We start from the raw sequence: 20,261 nt of genomic DNA, 5'->3' as shown, positions 1-20,261 counted from the left end.
TGCTGACACTCGCCCCGCCGATCGGGCACACTCAACCCATGCGTACCGCTGGACGGAACGACGGCGCGAACGGCGACGGCCTCGTCGCGGCCCGGCTCGCCGCGCTCCTGGAGGCCTTCCGGCCGGGTGACGAGACCCTCGGCGTCTCCGAGCTCGCCCGCCGGACCGGCCTGGCGAAGACGACCGTCCACCGGCTCGCCGGGCACCTCACCGAGACCGGGCTGCTCGAACGCGAAGCGGGCGCGGTGCGGCTCGGGCTGCGGCTGTTCGAGATCGGCCAGCTGGCCTCGCCGCGGCGCGGCCTGGTCGAGGCGGCCCGGCCCTACCTGGCCGACCTGCGCGAGGCCACCCGCAACACCGTCCACCTCGCGATCCTCGAAGGCACCGAAGTCGTGTACCTGGACGTATTGCGCGGGCCGGACGCGCCGACGCTGCCTTCGCGCATCGGCGGCCGGTTCCCGGCGCACGCCACCGGCGTCGGCAAGGCGATCCTGGCGTTTTCCCCGGAGTCCGTGGTGAGCCAGGTGATCGACGCCGGGCTGCCGCGGCTGAGCGCGCGGACGATCACCGCGCCCGGCCTGCTCCGCCGTCAGCTCGGCCGCGTCCGGGAGGACGGGATCGCCTTGGAGCGCGAGGAATCCGGCGTCGGCGTGGTGTGCGCGGCCAGCCCGCTGCTCGACGCCCGCGGCGTCGCGGTGGCGGCGGTGTCGATCTCCGGCTGGGCCAACCGGATGCGGACCGAGCGGGTCGCCCCGGCCGTCCGGACGGTGGCGCTCGCGTTGACCCGGACACTCTCGGGACAGCCGTAGCCGGCGTTGCCCGGCAACGGGTTCCGGCGGCGGGCTCCGCTACAGTCCGTCCAATGGCTCACAGGCCGGGTTCCGCCGCGCACCGGCTGCTGTCGCTCGACATCGTGCTCGCCCTGCTGGCGCTGGCCGGCGGGCTGCGGGTGCTCTACCTCGCCGCGCCCGCGCCGGCCCTGCCCGCGGAGGCCGCCACGGTCGCCCACGCGTACGCGCTCGGCCACCTGACGTCGTTCGCCGACGCGGGCGGCGCCGGGGTCAGCCCGTTCGGCTGGCTCCAGCTCGCGGCGGCGACGATGGTGCCGGACGCGTTCGGCCGGTCGACGACGGCGCTGGCGGCGGTCCGCGAAACCGTGCTGCTGGCGGCCCTGGCGGGCGCGGCACTGCTGTGGGTCCTGGCCCGCCGCCTGGGCTTGCCGCGCTGGGCCGCGGCGGTGGCGGTGCTGCTCCTGGCGGCGTCCCCGCTCGCGCTCGGGGTGCAGCGCCTGGTCGTCGTGGAGCACCTGGCGGCGGTGTGGGTGCTGGGAGCGCTGGTCCTGATCACCCGCCGGAGGGCCCGCGTCCGCCACGACGTGGCGGCGGCGGCGTGCCTGCTGGCGGCGGTGCTGACGTCCCCGTTGGCGCTGTTCTTCCTCCCCGCGGCGGGCTGGCTGCTGGTCCGCCGGGCCCCGGTCCGGGCGGCACTGGTGGCGGTGGTGCTGAACCTGGGCCTGGGTATCGCGTTCGGCCCGGCGGCGGCGGTGTTGCGCCCCCACCTGCCGGCCGCAACCGGTCCGGCGCTCGCCGACTGGGCGGCCCTGGACCCGGCCTGGGTGCTGTGGTCGGCGGTCGCTTCGGTGGCGGCGCTGGGGGTGCGGGCGGTGCGGCCGTTCGCGCTGACGGGCGTGCTGCTCGCGGCGGTGCTGCTGGTGCCGGGTGTGCCGTCGACGGCGGTGCTGGCGTTGCTGCTGCCGGTGACACCGCTGCTGGTGGCGGGAGTGGCCCAGGCCCTGACCCGGCGGGGTTCCCGGGCTCGCTGGGGCCGGCTCCCGCGGGAAGCGGCGATCCGGTGGGCCGCCCCGGAGGGCCGGGGAGACGCGGGCGGTCTCGCCCGGCCGGCCCCGGCCGGCGCCATTGCGGCCCCGGCCGGGGGTACCGGCGGCCCGGGCCGGGTGGTGGCCGCGCTCAGGAGGCCCTGCCGCACCCGGCCCGCGCTGGCCGACACCGCACCGACCGGCCCCACCAACCCACAGCCCACCCCCGCACACCGGCGGTTCGCCGACCGCCGCAACCCGGCCGCCCCGCCTCCGCACCCCACGCACCACGGCCGCACGCGCCGCCACCGCCCGATCGCGCCCGCGTTGGCCGCCACCGTCGTCGTGGCCACTCTCGCTGTCAGCTGGGTCGCCGGCTACTCCGCGCTGCAACCCACCATCGCCCGCGGCGGCCCGCTGGCCGAGGCCCGCGATTGGGTGCGCGCCAACGCTTCCGGCTCCCGGCTGCTCGTCGACGACGCCGCCTGGGCCGAACTCGCCAACGCCGGCTGGCCGACCGGCATGCTGGCCCCGCCCGCCGCGTGCGACGTCACCTGCCCGGCCGCCGAATGGGCTGTCTTCGGCTCCGGTGAAGCCGCGCTCCGCAAGCACTATCCCGCGCTGGACGGCGCGCTCGCCGGCGCCGGCCCGACCGCCGTTTTCGGGGCCGGCGACACGCGAGTCACCGTCTGGCGCCTCGGGTTGCCGCCCGTCGATCCCGGCGCGCCGCCGGAAGCTCCGGCCCGGGCCCACGCCGGCGAAGCGCTGGCCGCGTCGGCGCGGATCACGCTGAGCCCCGAGGCCGCCGCCGTGCTGCGTGCAGGGCGCGCGGACCCGCGGCTCATCACCACCCTCGCCGCGCTCGCGGCCACCCGGCCGGTGCGGGTCGCGGCCTTCCCGGAGGTGCTCGGCGAGGACGCCGCCGGGCAGCCGCGCCGCCGGGTCCTGCTGACCGGTGACGAAGACGGTGCCACCGCCTTCTACGCCGGCCAACGCGACCTCTTCCGCCCGGCGTCGGTCACCCGGACGGCCGACGGCGTGCTCGTCACCTACCCGCTCTTCGCGCCGCCCGGGCTGCTGCCGCCGACCCGGTAGATTCCGGGCATGGGGCAGGAAAGACGGGTCGTCATCGCCGCCTTCGACCAGATCCAGATCCTCGACGTGGCCTGCCCGAGCGGCGCGCTGGAACTGGCGAACTCCCACGGCGCCGCGCCGCCGTACCGCGTCGAGCTGGCCACCGTGTCCGGGCAGGGCGCGCGCAGCTCGGCGGGGATCGTGCTCGCCGGGGCCCGGCGGCTCGCCGCGATCACCGGGCCGCTGGACACGCTGATGGTCGTGGGCGGTGCCGGGACGCGCGCGGCCGTGCTCGACGAACCGCTGCTCGCCCAGATCCGCCGGCTGGCCGGGCGGAGCCGCCGGATCGCCTCGGTGTGCACCGGCACGTTCGTGCTCGCCGCCGCCGGGCTGCTCGACGGGCGGCGGGTCACCACGCACTGGGGCTACGGCGAACTGCTCGCCGCCCGGTTCCCCGCCGTCACCGTCGATCCGGCGCCGCTGTACCTGCGCGACGGCAACGTCTACACCTCGGCCGGGGTCACCAGCGCGCTCGACCTGACCCTCGCGCTCGTCGAAGCCGACCACGGCCCGACGCTGGCCCGCGCGGTCGCCCGCGAGCTCGTCACCTACCTGCACCGCCCCGCCGACCAGGCCCAGATCAGCATGTTCCTCGCCGCGCCGTCGCCGGGGAACCGGGTCGTGCCGGACCTGCTCGGGTACATCGCCGGCCACCTGGCCGCGGACCTGAGCCCGCCGGCGCTGGCGGCCAGGGCGGGGGTGACACCGCGGCACCTGGCCCGGCTGTTCGCCACCCATCTCGGCACCACCCCGGCCCGCGCGGTCCGCGTCGCGCGCACCGAAGCCGCCGCGTACCTGGTGCGGGGCAGCGAACTGCCGCTCGCCGCCATCGCCCGCCGGTGCGGGTTCGGCTCGGCCGAGACGCTGCGGCAGGCGTTCCTCGACCACTACGGCGTCACCGGGGACACGCTTCGCAGGATGCCGGACATGCCGCGGCTCCCGGGCGCGGCGGCCGTCCAGACTCCGGGGGCATGACCACCACACAGACGACCCGGCGGACCGTGCTCGGCGGGCTGGCCGCGGTCGCGGCACTGGGGCTCCCGGCCGCGACCGGCACCGCCGCCGCGGTGCCGGTCCTGGACGGCCGTCCCGGCCCGAAGATCGGCATCCTGCTCTACGACGGGTTCAGCCTGCTCGACCCGACCGGTCCGGCGGAACTGCTCTCCCGGCTCCCGGGCGCGACGGTCACCATGATCGGCGAGCGCCGCGGCCCGGTGCGCACCGACACTCACCGCACGGCCGTCTTCGCCGACCGCGCGGTGTCCGAAGTGGACCGTCTCGACGTCCTGCTGGTGCCCGGCGCCGGTGACCGCGGCACGGTCGGGGCGATGCGCAACCCGGTGCTGCTGGACTGGATCCGCCGCATCGACCGCCACACGACCTGGACGACGTCGGTGTGCACCGGCGCGCTGGTCCTCGGCGCGGCCGGCCTGCTGCGCGAGCGGGCGACGACGTACTGGGCGTCGGCGCCCTACCTGGAGGCCACCTTCGGCGTCCAGTACGTGCCGGAACGGTATGTGCGGGTGGGCAAGGTGATCACCGCGGCGGGCGTCTCCGCCGGCATCGACATGGCGTTGTTCCTGGCGAGCGAGCTCGCCGGCGAGGAGGTCGCCCGCGCCGTCCAGCTGGCGGTGGAGTACGACCCACGGCCGCCGTTCGACGCGGGCGACGCGGCCACGGCGAGCCCGCGGCTGAAGGAGCTGGCGTTGCGCCTGCTCGCCGAGTCACAGCAGTAGCTACAGCGCCGCGACGTTGCGCTCCGGGTGCGCCGGCCGGGGCAGGGCGGGGACGTCCGCCAGCAGGCCGCGCCGGGCCAGCTCCGGCCGCACGCCGTCGCCGAACCAGTACGCCTCCTCCAGGTGCGGGTAGCCCGACAGCACGAACTCGCTGACGCCGATCGAGTGGTACTCCTCGATCAGGTCCGCGACCTCCTCGTGGCTCCCGACCAGCGCGGTGCCGGCACCGCCGCGGACCAGGCCGACACCCGCCCACAGGTTCGGGTGGATCTCCAGCCCGCGGACGCCGCCGCCGGTCCGGCCGCCGTGCAGCGCGACCATCCGCTGCTGCCCCACCGACTCACTCGCCGCCAGCTGCGCCTGCGCCTTCGTGACCTGCTCCGGGCTCAGCGCGTCGAGCAGCTTCTGCGCCTCCGCCCACGCCTCGGCCGAGGTGTCGCGCGAAATCGTGTGCAGCCGGACGCCGAAGCGGATCGGCCGGTCCCCGGCCAGCTCCCGCACCTTCCCGATCTTCTCGGCGACCTGGGCGGGCGGTTCGCCCCAGGTTAGGTAGACGTCGGCGTGCCGGGCCGCGACCGGCAGCGCGGCCGGTGACGAGCCGCCGAAGTAGATCGGCGGCACCGGGTCCGGCGCGGCCAGCGTCGTCGCGCCCTCGACGCGCAGGTGGTCGCCCGTGAAGCTGAACGGCTCGCCGGACCAGACGCCGCGCACGATGGTCAGGAACTCGTCGGTGCGGGCGTAGCGGGCGTCGTGGTCGTGCCAGTCGCCGAAGCGGCGCTGCTCGACCGCGTCGCCGCCGGTGACGATGTTGAGCAGCACGCGGCCGCCCGACAGGCGCTGGAACGTCCCCGCCATCTGCGCGGCGAGCGTCGGCGAAATGACGCCCGGGCGGAAGGCGACCAGGAACTTCAGCCGGGTCGTCTCCCGGATCAGCGCGGCCGTGGTGAGCCACGCGTCCTCGCACCAGGTGCCCGTCGGCGTCAGGACGCCTTCGAAGCCCTGCCGCTCGGCCGCGCGGGCGACCTGGGCCAGGTAGTCCAGGTCCGGGTCGCGCTGGGCGGCCGGGCCGGCGGACCGATTGGCGTGGAAGCGTTCCACGATCGTGCGGCCGTCACCGCTGGTGGGCAGGAACCAGTGCAGCCTGATGCTCATCCGTTGCTCCTCGCCTGGTCCAGGTCGGGACCGAACCGCCGGTCGACGAAGGCGGCGAAGTCCACCTTGCCCGGCAGAGTCTTCTCGTCGGTGAAGGCGTCCGCGAGCTGCTGTTCGGACGCCACCACGGCGTCGTCGAGCGCGATCGGCAGGTCACGGCCCGCTTCGACGGCCTTCCGCGCGACCTCCGGCTTCAGGCCGGTCTCCTCGGCCCACGCCTGCGCCCACTCTTCGCGGTGCGTGTCGGCCCACTTCTGCGCCTTGACCACACGCACGGCGAAGTCGCGCAGCGCGGAGTTCCGGCCGGGGTCGCCGAGCGCCGCCGTGCTCGCGGTCAGGAAGGCCAGGCCGTTCGACGCGCCCCGGCCGTCGGCCAGCACCCGTGCGTGCGCTTCGAGCTGCGCCTGCGCGGTGTAGGGGTCCCAGATCGCCCAGGCGTCGATGGCGCGCTGGGTGAACGCGGCGTAGGCCTCGGACGGCTGCAGGAAGCTCAGCTTCACATCCTTCGTGGAAAGTCCGTTGTGGTGCAGCGTGTTCAGCAGCTGGCCGTGCGCGGAGGAGCCCTTCGCGACGCCGATCGTCTTGCCCTTCAACGAGGCGACGTCTTGCAGCGGCGAGTCCGGCGGCACGAGGACGGCTTCCCGCTCGACGTTGCTGCGCGACACGCTGATCACCTTGATCTTCGCCTTGGCGGCGGCCGCGAAGATCGGCGGCGTGTTGCCGACGCGCCCGGTGTCGATCGCGCCGGCCGAGGCCGCTTCGAGCAGCGGCGGGCCCGAGGTGAACGTGGACCATTCGATCTTGTACGGCGTCCCCTGCAGCAGGTTCGCCGCGGTGAGCAGCGACTTGAGACCGCCCTTCTGGTCGCCCACCTTGAGCGTCACCTTCGCCAGGTCCGCCGCGCTCACCGAGGCCGGCACGGAAGCTTCGTTCCCGGTCGCCGTGCCGCACGCGGACACCACGAGGGCCGCCGTGACGGCCATTATTCCCTTACGCCACAGCATCTTCGGTCACTCCCAGGTCGGCCAGCACGCGGCGGCGGAGGTCGTCGTGATCGGCGGCGTCGCGTGGCCGGTGCGCGGCCACGATCCGGCCGCCGTCCAGCACGAGGACGCGGTCGGCGAGCCGCAGGGCCTCGTCGACGTCGTGGGTCACCAGCAGCACGCCCGGCCGGTGCCGCCGCCAGAGGTCCTGCACGAGGCCGTGCATGGCGATCCGGGTGAGCGCGTCCAGGGCGCCGAACGGCTCGTCGAGCAGCAGCAGATCGGGTTCGCGCACGAGCGCGCGGGCCAGCGACACGCGCTGCGCTTCGCCGCCGGACAGCGTCAGCGGCCAGTCGTCGGCGTGGTCGCTCAGGTGCACCTCGGCGAGAGCCTTCTCGGCCAGCGCCCGGTTGCGGGACTTCGTGACGCCGTCCTGGCGCAGGCCGAGGACGACGTTGCGCCAGACCTTCCGCCACGGCAGCAGTCTCGGCTGCTGGAACGCGACCGAGACGGTGCCGGTGACGTCGGCGTGGCCTTCGACGTCGTCGTCGAGGCCGGCGAGCACCCGCAGCAGCGTCGACTTGCCGGACCCGCTGCGGCCGAGCAGGGCGACGAACTCGCCGCGTTCGACGGTCAGGTCGAGTCCACTGAGGACGGTCCGGTCGCCGAACCGCTTGGTGAGGCCGCGGACGTCGGCTACCGGGTTCGCCACCGCAGCACCTTCCGTTCGAGCAGCCGGACCAGCGCGTCGGTGACCAGGCCGAGCAGGGCGTACAGGACCAGTCCGACGACCACGACGTCGGTGCGCAGGAATTCGCGGGCGTTGTTGATGAGGTAGCCGACGCCGGCATCGGCGTTGACGGTCTCGCCGACGATCAGCGCGAGCCAGGCGAGCCCGAGCGACTGCCGCAGCCCGACGAGCGCCTGCGGCAGGGCGCCGGGCAGGACGACGTGCCAGAGCCGTTCCGCGCGGCTGAACCCGAGCGCCCGCGAGGCTTCGACGAGGGCCGGGTCGGCGCCGCGGATTCCCGAGTGGACGTTGAGGTAGAGCGGGAAGGCCACGCCGAGCGCGACCAGCACGATCTTCGTCTCCTCACCGATGCCGAACCACAGGATGAACAGCGGGATCAGGCCGAGGAACGGCAGGGTGCGCAGCATCTGCACCGGCGGGTCGACCAGGGCCTCACCCCAGCGGGAGAGCCCGGAGGCGAGGCCGAGCAGGACGCCGGCGAGCGCGCCGAGCACGAAGCCGGCGCCGACCCGGCCGAGCGAAACGGCGAACGCGGCACCGAGTTCGCCGCTGCGCGCGGTTTCGATCCCGGCCCGCACGACCGTCCACGGTGAACTGAGCTTGTCCGGCGGCAGGACGCCGGTGGCGCTGGCCAGCTGCCAGGCGGCGACGAGCACCACCGGGCTGATCCAGCGCCGCAGGTCGGGCCGCCTGAGGGCGTTGCGCGGCGGCTCGGCGGCGCGTTTCCGGGCGTGCGCGAGCACACCCGTGGTGGAAATCGACACGGATTTCTCCCGGGGACGGGGACGATCGGAATGGCGTGGTCCCGACCATCCGGGGAGCGGGAAGCGAAGTCAATCGGCGCCCACTCCGTGAACTCCCGGTGTTTCAGCCCGTGGAACGGCTTGGCTCAGCCGCCGAACATGACCTTCCATTCGTCGAGCGACCGCGGCCGGTAGACGAAGTTCGTGCGCTTGACGTCCGACAGCGCGGCGGACGGCTCGGCCGAGTACTGGTGCCCGGGGTAGACGACCGGGTCGCCGGGCAGGCCGGCGAGCGCCTGCAGGCTGCGGTAGATCTCTTCGGCGTCGCCGCCCGGGAAGTCGGTGCGGCCGCAGCCTTCCAGGAAGAGCGTGTCGCCGGAGACGAGCTTGTCCTCGACGAGGAAGCACTGGCTGCCCGGCGTGTGCCCGGGCGTGTGCAGCAGCCGGATCGGGATGGCCCCGACCTCGAGGACGTCGTCGTGGTCGTGCGCGCGCAGATCGGTGCCGGAGACGCCGGTGACCCGCTTGACCCATTCGGTCTCGGCGCCGTTGACGTGGATCGGCACCGGCTCGGCGGCGAGCAGCTCGGCGATCCCGGGCAGCGAGAAGCCGAGCATCTCGCCGCCGACGTGGTCGGGGTGGTGGTGGGTGGCCAGCACACCGGTGAGCCGCATGCCGTCCTGCGCCAGGACGTCGAGCAGGTCACGCACCGCGTAGGCCGGGTCGACGATGACCGCGTCCCGGGTTTCGCGGTCGCCGATCAGGTAGGCGAAGTTCACCATCTGCGTCGCGACGGGGTCGCCGACGGCGAAGTCACGGCCGGCGAGCAGCTGCCGGAAGTAGAGCCGATCAGTCACAGCGGACACCCTACGGCAACGGTGCGATAACAAGCGTTCCCGCGGGTGCAACACCGGCACCGCGGCCCACGACGGCCTGGTCATGCCCGCTGACGACTCGCCCGGGGAAGACAAGCGCGCGGACCGGCGCGTGGCGGTCGTCTCCGTCGTCGCCACCGCCCTCGTCGGGATCCTCGGCGTGACAGGAACCTTCTTCGGCTCGAAGGTCAGCGTGGACGCCTCGATCCGGAACCAGGACGTCCAGGCGTCCGAGCAACGCGCGAAGGACGACCGCGAGAAGCGGTCCGACGCGTACCTGAAGTTCCTCGACGCGGCAGATCGGCATGCCAGCGCGGCCCAAAGCGTCGCAAGCTGCCGCAACCCGGTACCCAGGTCGGTAGGCGCGGACGGGAACGACCCGCCGGCCCCGAAACCTTTGGATTGCTCCCGGGAAGAGCAGAATTTCGCGGCCTCCCGCTACGAACTCCTCACCATCAAGGCCCGCGTGTTCGTCTACGGCTCGCAGGTCGCGGTGGATCGCGCGACCGAGATCCTGGCCTACCTGCCGAACAGCACCTACGACGAGCGGTTCGCCGACTTCGACGCGACGGCTTTCGGCGCCCTGTACACCAGGTTCATGCTGGCCATCTGCGGAGACCTGCTCGCCCGGCACGATGATCGTCCGTCATGCCGGTGAGGCGGCCTCGGTGAGCGCGGTCAGGACGGCGGCCACCGCGGGCGGGTCGGGTGGGTCGCCGTAGGTGGCCGCGTGGATGCGGCGGTGGACGCCGGGGAGTTCGGTCGCGTGAACGCCGGGATGGCGGTGCGCTTCCAGCGCGAGCCCGGGCAGGATGGCGACGCCGAGGCCGGCGGCGACCAGGGACTGCACGACGACCATGTCGTCGCTGAACGAGCCGAGGCGCGGGCTGAACCCCGCCCCCGCGCAGACGGCGGTCAGCTCCGCCCGGCACCGGTCGCACCCGCCGATCCAGGCGGAGCCGCGATGGTCGGCGAGGCTTTCGCCCGGCCGGCGACTGATCAGGTGGATCGGGTCGTCGGCGAGGTGGCGGAACCGGAACCCGTCCTCCCCGGCCGGGGCGCCGGCGTGCTGGAAGACGAGGGCGACGTCGAGTTCGCCGCGGCGCAGCATGTCCAGTGCTTCGACGGGATGCCGGTCGAGCAGGCTCAGCTCGAGCCCCGGGTGGGCCTGCGCCAGCGACGCGGCCGCTCTCGGCACGAGGGTGCTCAGCGCGGACGCGTTGGCGGCCAGCCGGACGCGCCCGGCCCGCAGGCCGACCTGCGCGGCCAGCTCTTCGGCCGCCGCCTCCACGCGGCCGGCGATTTCGGCGGCGCGGTCGGCCAGCAGGCGGCCTTCCGGCGTCAGGCGGATCCCGCGGCCGGCCCGCTGCACGAGCCGGGCGCCGGTGGCCGCTTCCAGGCGGGCCAGGTGGTGGCTCACCGACGGCTGCGAATAGTGCAGCTCCCGGGCCGCTTCGGTCACCGAGCCGTGCCGGGCCACCGCGGCCAGGACCTTGAGCTGCACCAGGTTCAGCATTCATCGAGAATATCAATGGGTCACCGCCCCAACTGGCATTGGACGTCATGTCATGTCCGGTCCATCCTGGTTCCGGAGCAGCCGACCGAGAAGGAGACGGACATGACCGGCAAGGTGACCTGCGACCTCACGATCACCCTCGACGGATACGCGGCCGGGCACCACCAGACCGAGCAGCGCCCGTTCGGCGACGACGGCGGCGACGGCTGGGGCGACCGGCTGCACGCCTGGTACGGCGAAGGCCGCGACGAGCACCCGGCCGAGTTCGACCGGATGATGACGGCCAAGGCGTTCATCATGGGGCGCAACATGTTCGGCCCGGTGCGCGGCGCGTGGGACCGGCCGTGGACGGGCTGGTGGGGCGACAACCCGCCCTACCACGGCCCGGTTTTCGTGCTCACCCACCACCCGCGCGAGCCGCAGCCGATGGCGGGCGGCACCACCTTCCACTTCGTCACCGACGGCATCGAGGCCGCGATGGCCCGCGCCCGCGAAGCGGCCGGCGACGGCGGGATCTCCGTCCACGGCGGCGCGACCACCGTCAACCAGTACCTCGCCGCGGGCCTGATCGACGAACTGCGGCTGCACGTCGCGCCGTACACACTCGGCGACGGCGTCCGGCTGTTCGACGGTGTCCCGCCGCTGAACCTGGAGCAGGTGGACGCGCGGGCGACGGCCTCGGTCACGCACCTGCGCTATCGCGTGGTCCGGTGAATCCGGCCCACTCGTGGACGCTCCCCCGGTGCAGGGCGGCATAGGCCCGATCTCTCAGGACGTTCGCCTCCCGATCGGACAGCGTCCGGTCCAGGGGCCGCAGCACGAGGCGCACGAGCAGGTTCTTCTGGTCCGGCGTCGCACCGAGCCGGGCTCGGGCCGGCGCGGGCAGCCGGGCGTACGACGTCTCCTGCCGGATCTCGACCGACTCGACGACGTCGGCATCGGCGCCGAGGGCGTCGCGGACACGGTCGCCGAGATCTTCGGCCCGGTCCCCGGCCGGCACCGCGATCGACAGGTCGCGACGCACCGGCGGCAGCGCAGAGACCGGCCGGTAGGGCGCGAGGTCCGTCAGCTGCGCGGCGACGGCCGGCTCGGTGGAGCGCAGCAGCCGGATGTCCGGCATCCCCTTGCGCAGCATGAGCATCCGGTCGAGGCCCATGCCGAGCGCCAGGCCGGACCAGCCGTCGCCGAGCCCGGCCCGCGCGAGAACGCCCGGGTGGGCGAGCCCGCACTCGGCGACCTCGACCCAGCGCCCGTCGTGGTCGACATCGAGCTGCGCACCATCCACTGTGTACGGATGACGGCGCGGTTCGAGCCGCCACCTCAAGCCGGGCACCAGGGCGGCGACCATTTCTTCGAGGTCGGCCCGGGCGACGGTCCCGCGGACGATCCGCCAGAGGTCGAGCTGGTGCGGCGTGCCGCTGTGCAGCCGGTCGATGCTGTCGCGGCGGTAGACGACGCCGGCGCAGACGAGCAGGACGTCGTCGGCGGGGTTCGCGGCCAGGTTTCGCAGCGCGCCGGGGACCAGGGCGGTGGAGTGGCTGCGCAGGACGTGCCGGTCGTCGACGTACCGGGTGTAGCGGGCGTCGCGCGTGACGTCGGCGGGGTGGTAGCCGAGGTTGTCGTAGTTGTCGGCAACGGTGACGACGCGGTCGCCGGCGATTCTCCGGACGGAACAGGGCCACCGGCCGGCGAGCGCCTCGACGGCCTGGTCGACAACGAGCTGGACGGCATGCGGCCCGGCGGCCGGATCGGTGAGGTCGCGAACGGCGAGATCGCGCGCGAGCTGGGCGGGGGTCAGTGTTGCGGACATGACGGAACCTCCGGGTGTACGGGACGGCTGAGGGCGGTTCCCCCTGGCCCGGACACCCGGCGAGGTTCGGTTCAGGCTGCGTTGGTCGTGGACGCGGCACCGGAACCCCGCTGGCGCCCGGAAAGGGCCAGGGGGCCGGTAAATCGGCGGTGTTCCACGAGGACGGTCACGAATTCAGGGTAGCTGCGCTTGTCACGCGGTTTTCGCCGGAACGGGCCGGAACACGCGCCGGCGTCGGGCACCCGGCGGACGGCGCCACACCCACCCGCCGCCACCTCACCGCTGCATCACTCACCCACCTCCCCGTCGGCCAGTTCGCGCAGCACGTCCAAGTGCCCCACATGCCGCGCCGTCTCCTGTACGACATGCGCGACCACCCACCGCACCGTGAACTCCGATCGTCGCCGGGTCCGGTCGTCCGGGCCCAGCCCCCGCAACGCCTTCTCCACCCGTGCCCACTCCGCCTTGTACGCCGCCACCACCGAGGCCGGCGTGTCTTCCGGGCCCAGGTCCCAGCTCGGGTCCGGGCTGCCCGCCCACAGTGACGGCAGGTCCGCCCCGCCCGCCTCGATCGCCAGCCACCAGCGCTCCACCGCCGTCAGGTGCTTCACCACGCCCAGCGCGCTCATCCTCGGTGACGTGGGCAACGGCGTCGCCGAGGCCTGCGACAGCGCCAACCCCGCCAGCTTGTTCACCGCCGTCGCGCGGAGAAACTGCAGGAAATCCAGCAACAGACGCAGCTCGCCGGCCGCCAGCGGGGCGGGCCACTGGCGGTGCGTCTTCGAACTCGTGTTCGACATGGTCGCACCGTACCGCACCGGTCCGACAAAACCGGGACGGCGAAATAGAGTGATCGGCATGTGGTGGGGACTGCTCTGCGCCCTCGGCGCGGCATGCGCGTACGGCGTGGCTTCGGTGATGCAGTCGGTCGCCGCGCGGGCCACCGACACCGGCGCCGCCGGGGTCGACCCGAAGCTGCTGGTGCGCGTGCTCCGCCAGGGGAAGTTCGTGCTCGGCCTCCTGCTCGACGTCCTCGGGTTCGTCGCGCAGATCGCCGCCCTGCACGTCCTGCCGCTCTTCGTCGTCCAGGCCGCGCTCGCCGCCAGTCTCGCCGTGACCGCCGTCGCCGCGCGGTTCCTCGGCGTGCGGCTCGGCCGGCCGGAATGGGCGGCTGTCGTCGTCGTGTGCGCCGGGCTCGCCCTGCTCGGCACCGCCGCCGAAAGCGAAGGCTCGGACCCCGTCGGGCTGGGCTTCCGGCTCGGCCTGGTCGCCGCGGTCGCCGTCCTCGCCGTGGCCGGGATCGCCGCCGGCAAGGCGAGCCGCCGGATCCGGACGCCGGCGCTCGGGCTCGTCGCCGGGCTGTGCTTCGGTGTCGTCGCCATCGCCGGCCGGATCATCCCCAGCCTCGCACCACTCGACCTGCTCACCGACCTCGCCACCTACACCGTCGCGGTCGCGGGCGCGATGGCCATGCTGTTCTACGCGACGGCGCTGCAGCGCGGGAGCGTCACGACCTCGACCGCGATGATGGTGCTCGGCGAGACGATCTTCCCGTCGCTGGTCGGCGTGCTGGCACTCGGCGACCGCACCCGGCCCGGCTTCGCGGTCGTCGCCGTCGCCGGGTTCGCCCTCGCCGTGGCGGCCGCGCTCGCGCTGGCGCGGTTCGGCGAACCGGCCACCGAGCAGCGAAGTGAGACCAAGCCGACCGTGTTCCCGTAACTTCTTTACTTAGACTAGCCTTACCTATCCCAGCTCTGGAGAGGGAGGCGCGGGTGAGCACGACGGGACGGGAAGTCCTCCGCCGGTCGATCGCCGGGCAACGACGGTCGGTGGCGCTCGCCGCGCTGCTGACCTCGAGCCACCAAGGCGGCGAAGCACTGGTTCCGGTCGTCATCGGCGTGGTCATCGACCAGGCCGTCGCGGGCGGCTCGGCAGGCACGCTGGTGTTCTGGCTGGTGGTGCTGGGCGTGCTCTTCGCCGCGCTGTCGACCAGCTACCGCCTCGGTGCCCGCTTCGGCGAGCGCGCCGCCGAACGCGCGGCCCACGACCTCCGCCTCGACGTCGGACGCCGGGTGCTGCACCCCGGCGGTGTGGCCGACTCCGGCACGCTCGCCGGCGAGCTGGTCAGCATCGGGACGTCGGACGCCAAGCGCGTCGGCACCGTCAACGGCGTCCTGCCCTTCGGCGTCGCCGGCCTGGCCGGGCTGCTGGTCAGCGCGATCGCGCTGCTCACCATGTCGCTGCCGCTCGGGCTGCTCGTCCTGCTCGGCACGCCGCCGATGCTGTACCTGGCGCACCTCATCGGCAAGCCCCTCGAGCGCCGCAGCGAGGCCGAGCAGGAGCGCTCCGCGTTCGCCTCCGGCGTCGCCACCGACCTCGTCGCCGGGCTGCGCGTACTGAAGGGCGTCGGCGCCGAACGCGCCGCCGTCGACCGCTACCGCCGCACGAGCCAGGACTCGCTGCGCGCGACGCTGCGCGCGGCCCGCGCCCAGGCCTGGCACAACGGCGCGCTGCTGGCGCTCACCGGCATCTTCATCGCCGTGGTCGCGCTGGTCGGCGGCAACCTCGCCGCCGCGGGTGACATCAGCGTCGGCGACCTGGTCGCCGCGGTCGGGCTCGCGCAGTACCTGATCACGCCGTTCACGATCTTCTCGTGGGTCAACGGCGAACTCGCGCAGGGCCGGGCCTCGGCCGCGCGCATCGCCGACGTGCTGAACGCGCCGCCCGCCGTCGGCGCCGGGGACGCGACGCTGCCGGTTCCGGCAGCCGGGCACGTCAAGCTGTCCGCGCTGCACCGCGGCGCCCTGCGTGACGTCGCTTTCGAAGCGCGCCCGGGTGAGCTGCTGGGCGTGGTCGCCACCGACCCGGCCGCCGCGACGGACCTCCTCGACTGCCTGGGCCGCACCGCCGATCCCGCGAGCGGCTCGGTGTCGGTCGACTCGGTCGACCTGTCCACTGTGGACCCGAGCCGGGTGCGTGAGGTCGTGCTGGTCGCCGCGCACGACGCGGACCTGTTCGCCGGGACGGTCGCCGAGAACATCGAGACCGGGCCGAAGACGGCCGAGGCGATGACCGCGGCCGCCGTCGACGAGGTCGCGAGCGCGCTGCCCGACGGCGTCGCGACCGCCGTCACCGAACGCGGGCGGTCGCTGTCGGGCGGGCAGCGGCAGCGGGTCGCGCTCGCCCGGGCGCTGGCCGCCGACGCGCCGGTGCTGGTGCTGCACGACCCGACCACCGCCGTCGACACGGTCACCGAGGCTCGGATCGCCGCGGGCCTCGCCGAACTGCGGCGTGGCCGCACCACGATCCTCGTCACCACCAGCCCGGCGCTGCTGGCCGCCACCGACCGCGTCGTCCTGCTCGACGACGGGCGGATCGCGGGCGAAGGCAGCCACGCCGAGCTGGCCGGCCGTCCCGACTACCGAGCGGCGGTGCTGTCATGACCCGCGAACTCCTCCCCGTGGCCGACGGGCGGCGGATCCGCGCCGTCGTCGGCGAGCTCGTCGGCCGGGCGAAGGGCCGGGCGGCGGCCGCGGCCACGATGCTCGTCGCGGCCACCGCGATCGGTCTGCTGACCGCGCCCCTGCTCGGCCGGGTCGTCGACCTGGTCGCCACGCGCCGTCCGGCCGCCGAGCTCGTCACGCCGGTGGTGGGGCTGGTCCTCGTCGCGGTGGCACAGGCGGTGGCGACCGCGATCGGCGTGTCGCTGGTCGCGCGGCTGGGCGAGACGATTCTGGCCGAGCTGCGCGAGCGTTTCGTCGAACGCGCGCTGGGCCTGCCGCTCGAACAGCTGGAGCGCGCCGGGTCCGGCGACCTCACCGCCCGGGTGACGAACGACGTCTCGGTCGTCGCCGAGGGCGTCCGGCAGGCGCTGCCCGAGCTGGGCCGGTCGGTGCTGACGGTCGTGCTGACGCTCGGGGCGCTGGCCGTGCTGGACTGGCGGTTCCTGCTGGCCGCGCTGCTGGCCGTGCCGATCCAGCTGTGGACCGTGCGCTGGTACGTGCCGCGCGCGAAGCCGTTGTACGCCGCCCAGCGCGAGGCGGTCGGGACGCAACAGCAGCAGCTGCTGGACACCATCGGCGGCGCGAAGACGGTCCGCGCGTTCCGGCTGGCGGACGCTCACCTTTCGCGGGTGCGCGAGCGGTCGGAGGCCGCCGTTTCGCTGGCGCTGCGGGGAATCCGCCTGGTGACGCGGTTCTACGCGCGGCTCAACCTGGCGGAGTTCGTCGGGCTGTCGGCGGTGCTGGCGCTGGGGTTCGTGCTGGTGGGCGCGGACGCGGTGACGGTCGGCGTCGCGACCGCGGCGGCACTGTACTTCCACAGCCTGTTCGGGCCGATCACGACGGCGCTGGCGCTGGTCGACGACGCCCAGGCGGCCGCGGCCAGCCTCGCGCGCCTGATCGGCGTCGCCGACCTGCCGGCCGAGGCGTCGCCCGCGCGGCCGGCCCGGCCGGTGGACGCGTCGGTGAAGACCGCCGGGATTTTCTACTCCTACGTGGACGGTCACCCGGTGCTGCGCGACGTCGACCTCGGTGTCGCGCCGGGCGAGCGGGTGGCGCTGGTCGGCGCGAGCGGGGCCGGGAAGACGACGCTGGCCAAGCTGATCGCCGGCATCCACCGCCCGGACACGGGTTCGGTGACGCTCGGCGGCGTGGCGCTGGACGAGCTGGGGCCGGAGGGGACGCGGCGGACGGTGGGGCTGATCAGCCAGGAGGTCCACGTCTTCGCCGGCACGCTGGCCGACGACCTGCGGCTCGCCCGCCCGTCGGCGACGGACGCCGAACTGCGGGAAGCGCTGGCCAAGGTGGGCGCGCTGACCTGGGCGTCGTCGCTACCGGACGGTCTCGCGACGGTCGTCGGCGAAGGGGGTCACCAGCTGACGGTGACGCAGGCACAGCAGCTGGCGTTGGTGCGGCTGGTGCTGGCCGACCCGCCGATCGCGATCCTCGACGAAGCCACGGCGGAGGCGGGCAGCGCGGGCTCGAAGGTGCTGGAAGCGGCGGCCGCGGCGGCCTTGGAGGGACGGACGGCGCTGGTGGTGGCGCACCGCCTCACGCAGGCGGCGGCATCCGACCGGATCGTGGTCCTCGACGCGGGAGCGGTCGTGGAGTCCGGCACCCACGACGATCTCGTGGCCGCCGGTGGCCGGTACGCGAAGCTGTGGGAGGCGTGGTCCGGGCAGCGCGCCTGAGACCACGGTGCCGGCCGGGATCGGCCGGCACCGTCGTTTCGGTCAGGCGACGGCGAGACTCCACTTCTGCCAGTTCGCCAGGGAAGTACGCTCGTAGGTCGTGATGTTGGCGCTTGTGCTGGGCGTGAGGTAATTGCCACTGGCGACGTTGCGCACCCGGACCGTGCCGATCAGGTCCGGCTCGATCTGCCACTGCTGCGCCGGGTCGTTCGCAGCGCAGGCGGTCACCAGATCGACGCGGGGCGATCCGAACGACCCGGTGCGCAGGCACTTACCGGACGCAATGCTCCGCAGCTGGACCACGCCCTCGCCGAACTCGACACGCTGGAACTTCTGTTCCACCACACCGGCGCAGTCCGCCAGCCGCGCGGCGATGCCACTGGCCGCGACGCACTGTCGATCCGACACACTCTTGATCCCGATTATCTGGCCACTGGTGTCCGCGGGCGGAGCCGGCGCGGTCCCGGTGACCCTGAACTGCCACCGCTGGTAGTCACTGCCGCCGGCGTCCCACAGGATCACGCCGGAGCCGCCGTCGTGCAGGTAGGTATCGGCCACCTGGCCCGTCTTGGCATTCTTCAGCTGGTCGCCGGCGAGCACCCAGTATTGTTCGTTGTTCTCGTCGTCGCATTCGTAGCGGACGAGGTTGTTGAGCCCCATTGCACAGCTTCGGTCGCCGAGGTTGCGGAGCATCACCTTGTCGCCGTCCACGGGAATCCGCTCCCACTGCTGGGTCGGCGCGCCGGTGCAGGTCTCCACCGTCAGCCAGGCGTTGGCCGGTGCCCCGACAGCGAGACATTTGCCCAAGGCGACGTTCTTGATTTCGAGCGTCTGATTGGTTTCCGCCACCGCCGGAGCCGTGACTCCCAATCCCAGTGCCATTGCTGCCGCGATGACGGCAAAGATGCGCGATGTGAGTTTCACCCGGCGGACGATAGCGCTCCGGACAGACGAGGAGATACCGAATTAGCGGGTCATTGGTGCGAATGGTCCAGCGGCCGAAGCCGGCTCGCGTGATCGAAGCCGGAATTCGCGTGATTGAGGAGCGATCTCGCGTGTCTGGAGGGGCATCACGTGGAGTTGCCCCGTGGGGCCGGACACCTTGATTCCAGACGGTGGTCTGGAGGGAGGATGTCCTGGTGTCTCGCAGGTCGAAGTATCCGGAGCAGTTCCGTCGCGACGCGATCGAGCTGGTCAACTCGAGTGATCGTCCGTTGCGGCAGATCGCCCGTGAACTCGGGGTCAACCACGAGACCCTGCGCTCGTGGGTGACCACCGCCAAGCAGGCTGCCGAGGCCGGGCCGCAAGCGGAGGATCCGGCCGAGGCCCAGGAGCTGCAGCGGTTGCGGAAGCGGGTCGCTGAGCTGGAGAAAGAGAAGGAGATCCTGCGGAAAGCGGCCGCCTATTTTGCGCGCGAGATGGATCGATGATCTACCGCTACCGGTTCATCTCCGAACACCGCGCCAGCTATGGCGTGAAGCGGTTGTGCCAGGTCCTCGGGCTGCGCCGGCAGGGCTTCCACGAGTGGGTCGCTGCCGAGGCTGCCCGGGCCGCGCGGGCGGAGGCCGAGGCCGAGCTGGTCAGGCTGATCACCGAGATCCATGCCGAGCACCGGCGGGCCTACGGTGTCCCGCGGATCACCGCGGAGCTGCACCGCCGCGGCCATATCGTGAATCACAAGCGGGTGGAGCGGCTGATGCGCGAGCATGGGCTGGCCGGGATCACCCGCCGCAAACGCCGCACCACCACCCGGCCTGCGGCCGGGCCGGTCACCCCCGTTCAGGATCTGATCCGCCGCGACTTCACCGCGCCGGCGCCGGGACTGCGCATGGTCGGGGACATCACCTGCCTGCCCACGTTTGAGGGCTGGCTCTACCTGGCCACCGTCATCGACCTGCACACCCGCGAGATCGTCGGGCATGCCATGGCCGAGCACATGCGCACCGACCTGGTCTGCGACGCGATCGACCTCGCGACTGCTCGCGGTCTTGTCGGAGATGACGCGGTGTTTCATTCCGACCGCGGGGTCCAGGGCGGATTCAACTGGTCGTCGCAACACCTTGATCACGGAGGTTTGCGATGGGGCGCGGTCGGAAGCAGGTGCCGGAGGCACCGGTGGGTGCGCGGCGGCAGTGGGCAGCGGATCGGGCGTTGCGGGCACCGATGCGTTCACCGGGCCGGCCGGAGCCGTCTCGGGCGGTGCAGCGGGATTTTTGGCGGCAGATCGCGTTGGGTGTGACGACGGCTGAGGCGGCGGAGAATGTCGGTGTGTCCTGGCCGGTCGCGGCCCGCTGGTTCCGTCACGCTGGCGGCATGCCGCCGATCAGTCTGGAGGAGCCCACGGGCCGGTACCTGTCGTTCGCCGAGCGTGAGGAGATCGCGCTGTTGCGTGCCCAGGAGCACGGGGTGCGCGAGATCGCCCGCCGGTGAACAAGCCGTATCGGCAGGATCGGCGGTGGGCGATGGCGTGGAGCCCGGAGCAGATCTCTCACCGGCTCCCGGTTGATTTCCCCGATGATGAGTCCATGCGCATCAGTCACGAGGCGATCTATCA

Annotated in this window: 20 protein-coding genes and 1 pseudogene; 12 read left to right on the top strand and 9 right to left on the bottom strand. The window is 73.3% G+C overall.

All coding sequences use genetic code 11. The features are described 5' to 3' along the window. Positions 1-38: 38 nt before the first annotated feature. The 4 genes from I4Q55_RS14160 to I4Q55_RS14145 are packed head-to-tail and all read left to right on the top strand — an operon-like array spanning position 39 to position 4,686. On the top strand, positions 39-809 hold the full coding sequence (locus I4Q55_RS14160; RefSeq protein WP_206788148.1) for an IclR family transcriptional regulator: 771 nt from the start codon (positions 39-41) through the stop codon (positions 807-809). A 53-nt stretch (positions 810-862) separates the two neighbouring features. Next, positions 863-2,911: a glycosyl transferase gene (locus I4Q55_RS14155; RefSeq protein ID WP_242545983.1), complete on the top strand. Its 2,049-nt coding sequence runs from the start codon at positions 863-865 to the stop codon at positions 2,909-2,911. Positions 2,912-2,920: 9 nt separating this feature from the next. Further along, positions 2,921-3,925, top strand: coding sequence for a GlxA family transcriptional regulator (locus I4Q55_RS14150; protein WP_206788147.1), 1,005 nt, complete (start codon positions 2,921-2,923; stop codon positions 3,923-3,925). After that, entirely contained in the window at positions 3,922-4,686 is a 765-nt protein-coding gene (locus I4Q55_RS14145; RefSeq protein WP_206788146.1) for a DJ-1/PfpI family protein, read from the top strand. The genes I4Q55_RS14150 and I4Q55_RS14145 overlap by 4 nt, the downstream gene beginning before the upstream one ends. Here I4Q55_RS14145 and I4Q55_RS14140 read toward each other — a convergent pair whose 3' ends face one another. The 5 genes from I4Q55_RS14140 to I4Q55_RS14120 form a co-directional block, all read right to left on the bottom strand. Then, the gene (locus I4Q55_RS14140) at positions 4,687-5,838 is read right to left on the bottom strand and encodes an LLM class flavin-dependent oxidoreductase (protein WP_206788144.1); all 1,152 of its coding nucleotides are present in this window, start codon (positions 5,836-5,838) and stop codon (positions 4,687-4,689) included. It lies immediately after the preceding gene. Beyond that, positions 5,835-6,821 (bottom strand): ABC transporter substrate-binding protein, encoded by a 987-nt coding sequence (locus tag I4Q55_RS14135; protein ID WP_206788142.1) that lies wholly within the window; start codon positions 6,819-6,821, stop codon positions 5,835-5,837. Before I4Q55_RS14135 ends, I4Q55_RS14140 begins: the two co-directional genes overlap by 4 nt. A 7-nt stretch (positions 6,822-6,828) precedes the next feature. Then, on the bottom strand, positions 6,829-7,533 hold the full coding sequence (locus I4Q55_RS14130; protein ID WP_206788140.1) for an ABC transporter ATP-binding protein: 705 nt from the start codon (positions 7,531-7,533) through the stop codon (positions 6,829-6,831). Beyond that, positions 7,518-8,336 (bottom strand): ABC transporter permease, encoded by an 819-nt coding sequence (locus tag I4Q55_RS14125; protein ID WP_206788138.1) that lies wholly within the window; start codon positions 8,334-8,336, stop codon positions 7,518-7,520. The genes I4Q55_RS14130 and I4Q55_RS14125 overlap by 16 nt, the downstream gene beginning before the upstream one ends. Before the next feature lie 125 nt (positions 8,337-8,461). Then, positions 8,462-9,172: an MBL fold metallo-hydrolase gene (locus tag I4Q55_RS14120; RefSeq protein WP_206788136.1), complete on the bottom strand. Its 711-nt coding sequence runs from the start codon at positions 9,170-9,172 to the stop codon at positions 8,462-8,464. 82 nt (positions 9,173-9,254) lie between these two features. Here I4Q55_RS14120 and I4Q55_RS14115 point away from each other — a divergent pair, with 82 nt between their 5' ends. Further along, positions 9,255-9,848, top strand: a complete 594-nt coding sequence (locus I4Q55_RS14115) for a hypothetical protein (RefSeq protein WP_206788134.1) — start codon at positions 9,255-9,257, stop codon at positions 9,846-9,848. On the opposite strand, the gene I4Q55_RS14110 is transcribed toward I4Q55_RS14115, so the two are convergent. Continuing rightward, positions 9,837-10,706 (bottom strand): LysR family transcriptional regulator, encoded by an 870-nt coding sequence (locus tag I4Q55_RS14110; protein WP_206788132.1) that lies wholly within the window; start codon positions 10,704-10,706, stop codon positions 9,837-9,839. The genes I4Q55_RS14115 and I4Q55_RS14110 overlap by 12 nt on opposite strands. Positions 10,707-10,808: 102 nt before the next feature. Here I4Q55_RS14110 and I4Q55_RS14105 point away from each other — a divergent pair, with 102 nt between their 5' ends. Then, on the top strand, positions 10,809-11,420 hold the full coding sequence (locus tag I4Q55_RS14105) for a dihydrofolate reductase family protein (RefSeq protein ID WP_206788130.1): 612 nt from the start codon (positions 10,809-10,811) through the stop codon (positions 11,418-11,420). Here the strand turns inward: I4Q55_RS14105 and I4Q55_RS14100 are convergent. Both I4Q55_RS14100 and I4Q55_RS14095 read right to left on the bottom strand, forming a co-directional pair. Beyond that, entirely contained in the window at positions 11,389-12,516 is a 1,128-nt protein-coding gene (locus I4Q55_RS14100) for a hypothetical protein (RefSeq protein ID WP_206788129.1), read from the bottom strand. The two genes, I4Q55_RS14105 and I4Q55_RS14100, sit on opposite strands and share 32 nt — an antisense overlap. Positions 12,517-12,803: 287 nt before the next feature. Then, positions 12,804-13,316 (bottom strand): DinB family protein, encoded by a 513-nt coding sequence (locus tag I4Q55_RS14095; protein WP_206788128.1) that lies wholly within the window; start codon positions 13,314-13,316, stop codon positions 12,804-12,806. Positions 13,317-13,374: 58 nt separating this feature from the next. Here I4Q55_RS14095 and I4Q55_RS14090 point away from each other — a divergent pair, with 58 nt between their 5' ends. From I4Q55_RS14090 to I4Q55_RS14080, 3 genes are read left to right on the top strand one after another with little or no spacing between them, the layout of a single operon-like run. Continuing rightward, positions 13,375-14,235 (top strand): hypothetical protein, encoded by an 861-nt coding sequence (locus tag I4Q55_RS14090; RefSeq protein ID WP_206788127.1) that lies wholly within the window; start codon positions 13,375-13,377, stop codon positions 14,233-14,235. A 53-nt stretch (positions 14,236-14,288) separates the two neighbouring features. Continuing rightward, positions 14,289-15,959, top strand: a complete 1,671-nt coding sequence (locus I4Q55_RS14085; protein WP_206788126.1) for an ABC transporter ATP-binding protein — start codon at positions 14,289-14,291, stop codon at positions 15,957-15,959. Continuing rightward, positions 15,956-17,707, top strand: coding sequence for an ABC transporter ATP-binding protein (locus I4Q55_RS14080; RefSeq protein WP_206788125.1), 1,752 nt, complete (start codon positions 15,956-15,958; stop codon positions 17,705-17,707). Before I4Q55_RS14085 ends, I4Q55_RS14080 begins: the two co-directional genes overlap by 4 nt. Positions 17,708-17,749: 42 nt before the next feature. Here I4Q55_RS14080 and I4Q55_RS14075 read toward each other — a convergent pair whose 3' ends face one another. Further along, positions 17,750-18,631, bottom strand: a complete 882-nt coding sequence (locus tag I4Q55_RS14075) for an RICIN domain-containing protein (RefSeq protein ID WP_206788124.1) — start codon at positions 18,629-18,631, stop codon at positions 17,750-17,752. 215 nt (positions 18,632-18,846) lie between these two features. Here I4Q55_RS14075 and I4Q55_RS14070 point away from each other — a divergent pair, with 215 nt between their 5' ends. The 3 genes and pseudogenes from I4Q55_RS14070 to I4Q55_RS49145 form a co-directional block, all read left to right on the top strand. Further along, positions 18,847-19,137, top strand: a complete 291-nt coding sequence (locus tag I4Q55_RS14070) for a transposase (protein ID WP_206788123.1) — start codon at positions 18,847-18,849, stop codon at positions 19,135-19,137. Continuing rightward, positions 19,134-19,946 carry an IS3 family transposase gene (locus tag I4Q55_RS14065; RefSeq protein ID WP_206788122.1) on the top strand — a complete coding sequence of 271 codons (813 nt, stop codon included), beginning with the start codon at positions 19,134-19,136 and terminating at the stop codon, positions 19,944-19,946. Before I4Q55_RS14070 ends, I4Q55_RS14065 begins: the two co-directional genes overlap by 4 nt. After that, a pseudogene (locus I4Q55_RS49145) lies at positions 19,871-20,261 on the top strand (helix-turn-helix domain-containing protein); the annotation flags it as partial. The gene I4Q55_RS14065 and the pseudogene I4Q55_RS49145, both read left to right, overlap by 76 nt.

The organism is Amycolatopsis sp. MtRt-6, from assembly GCF_017308975.1.
Classification (GTDB): domain Bacteria; phylum Actinomycetota; class Actinomycetes; order Mycobacteriales; family Pseudonocardiaceae; genus Amycolatopsis.
Note: the sequence above shows the minus strand (reverse complement) of the source record. Positions and strands in the feature narration are given on the sequence as shown.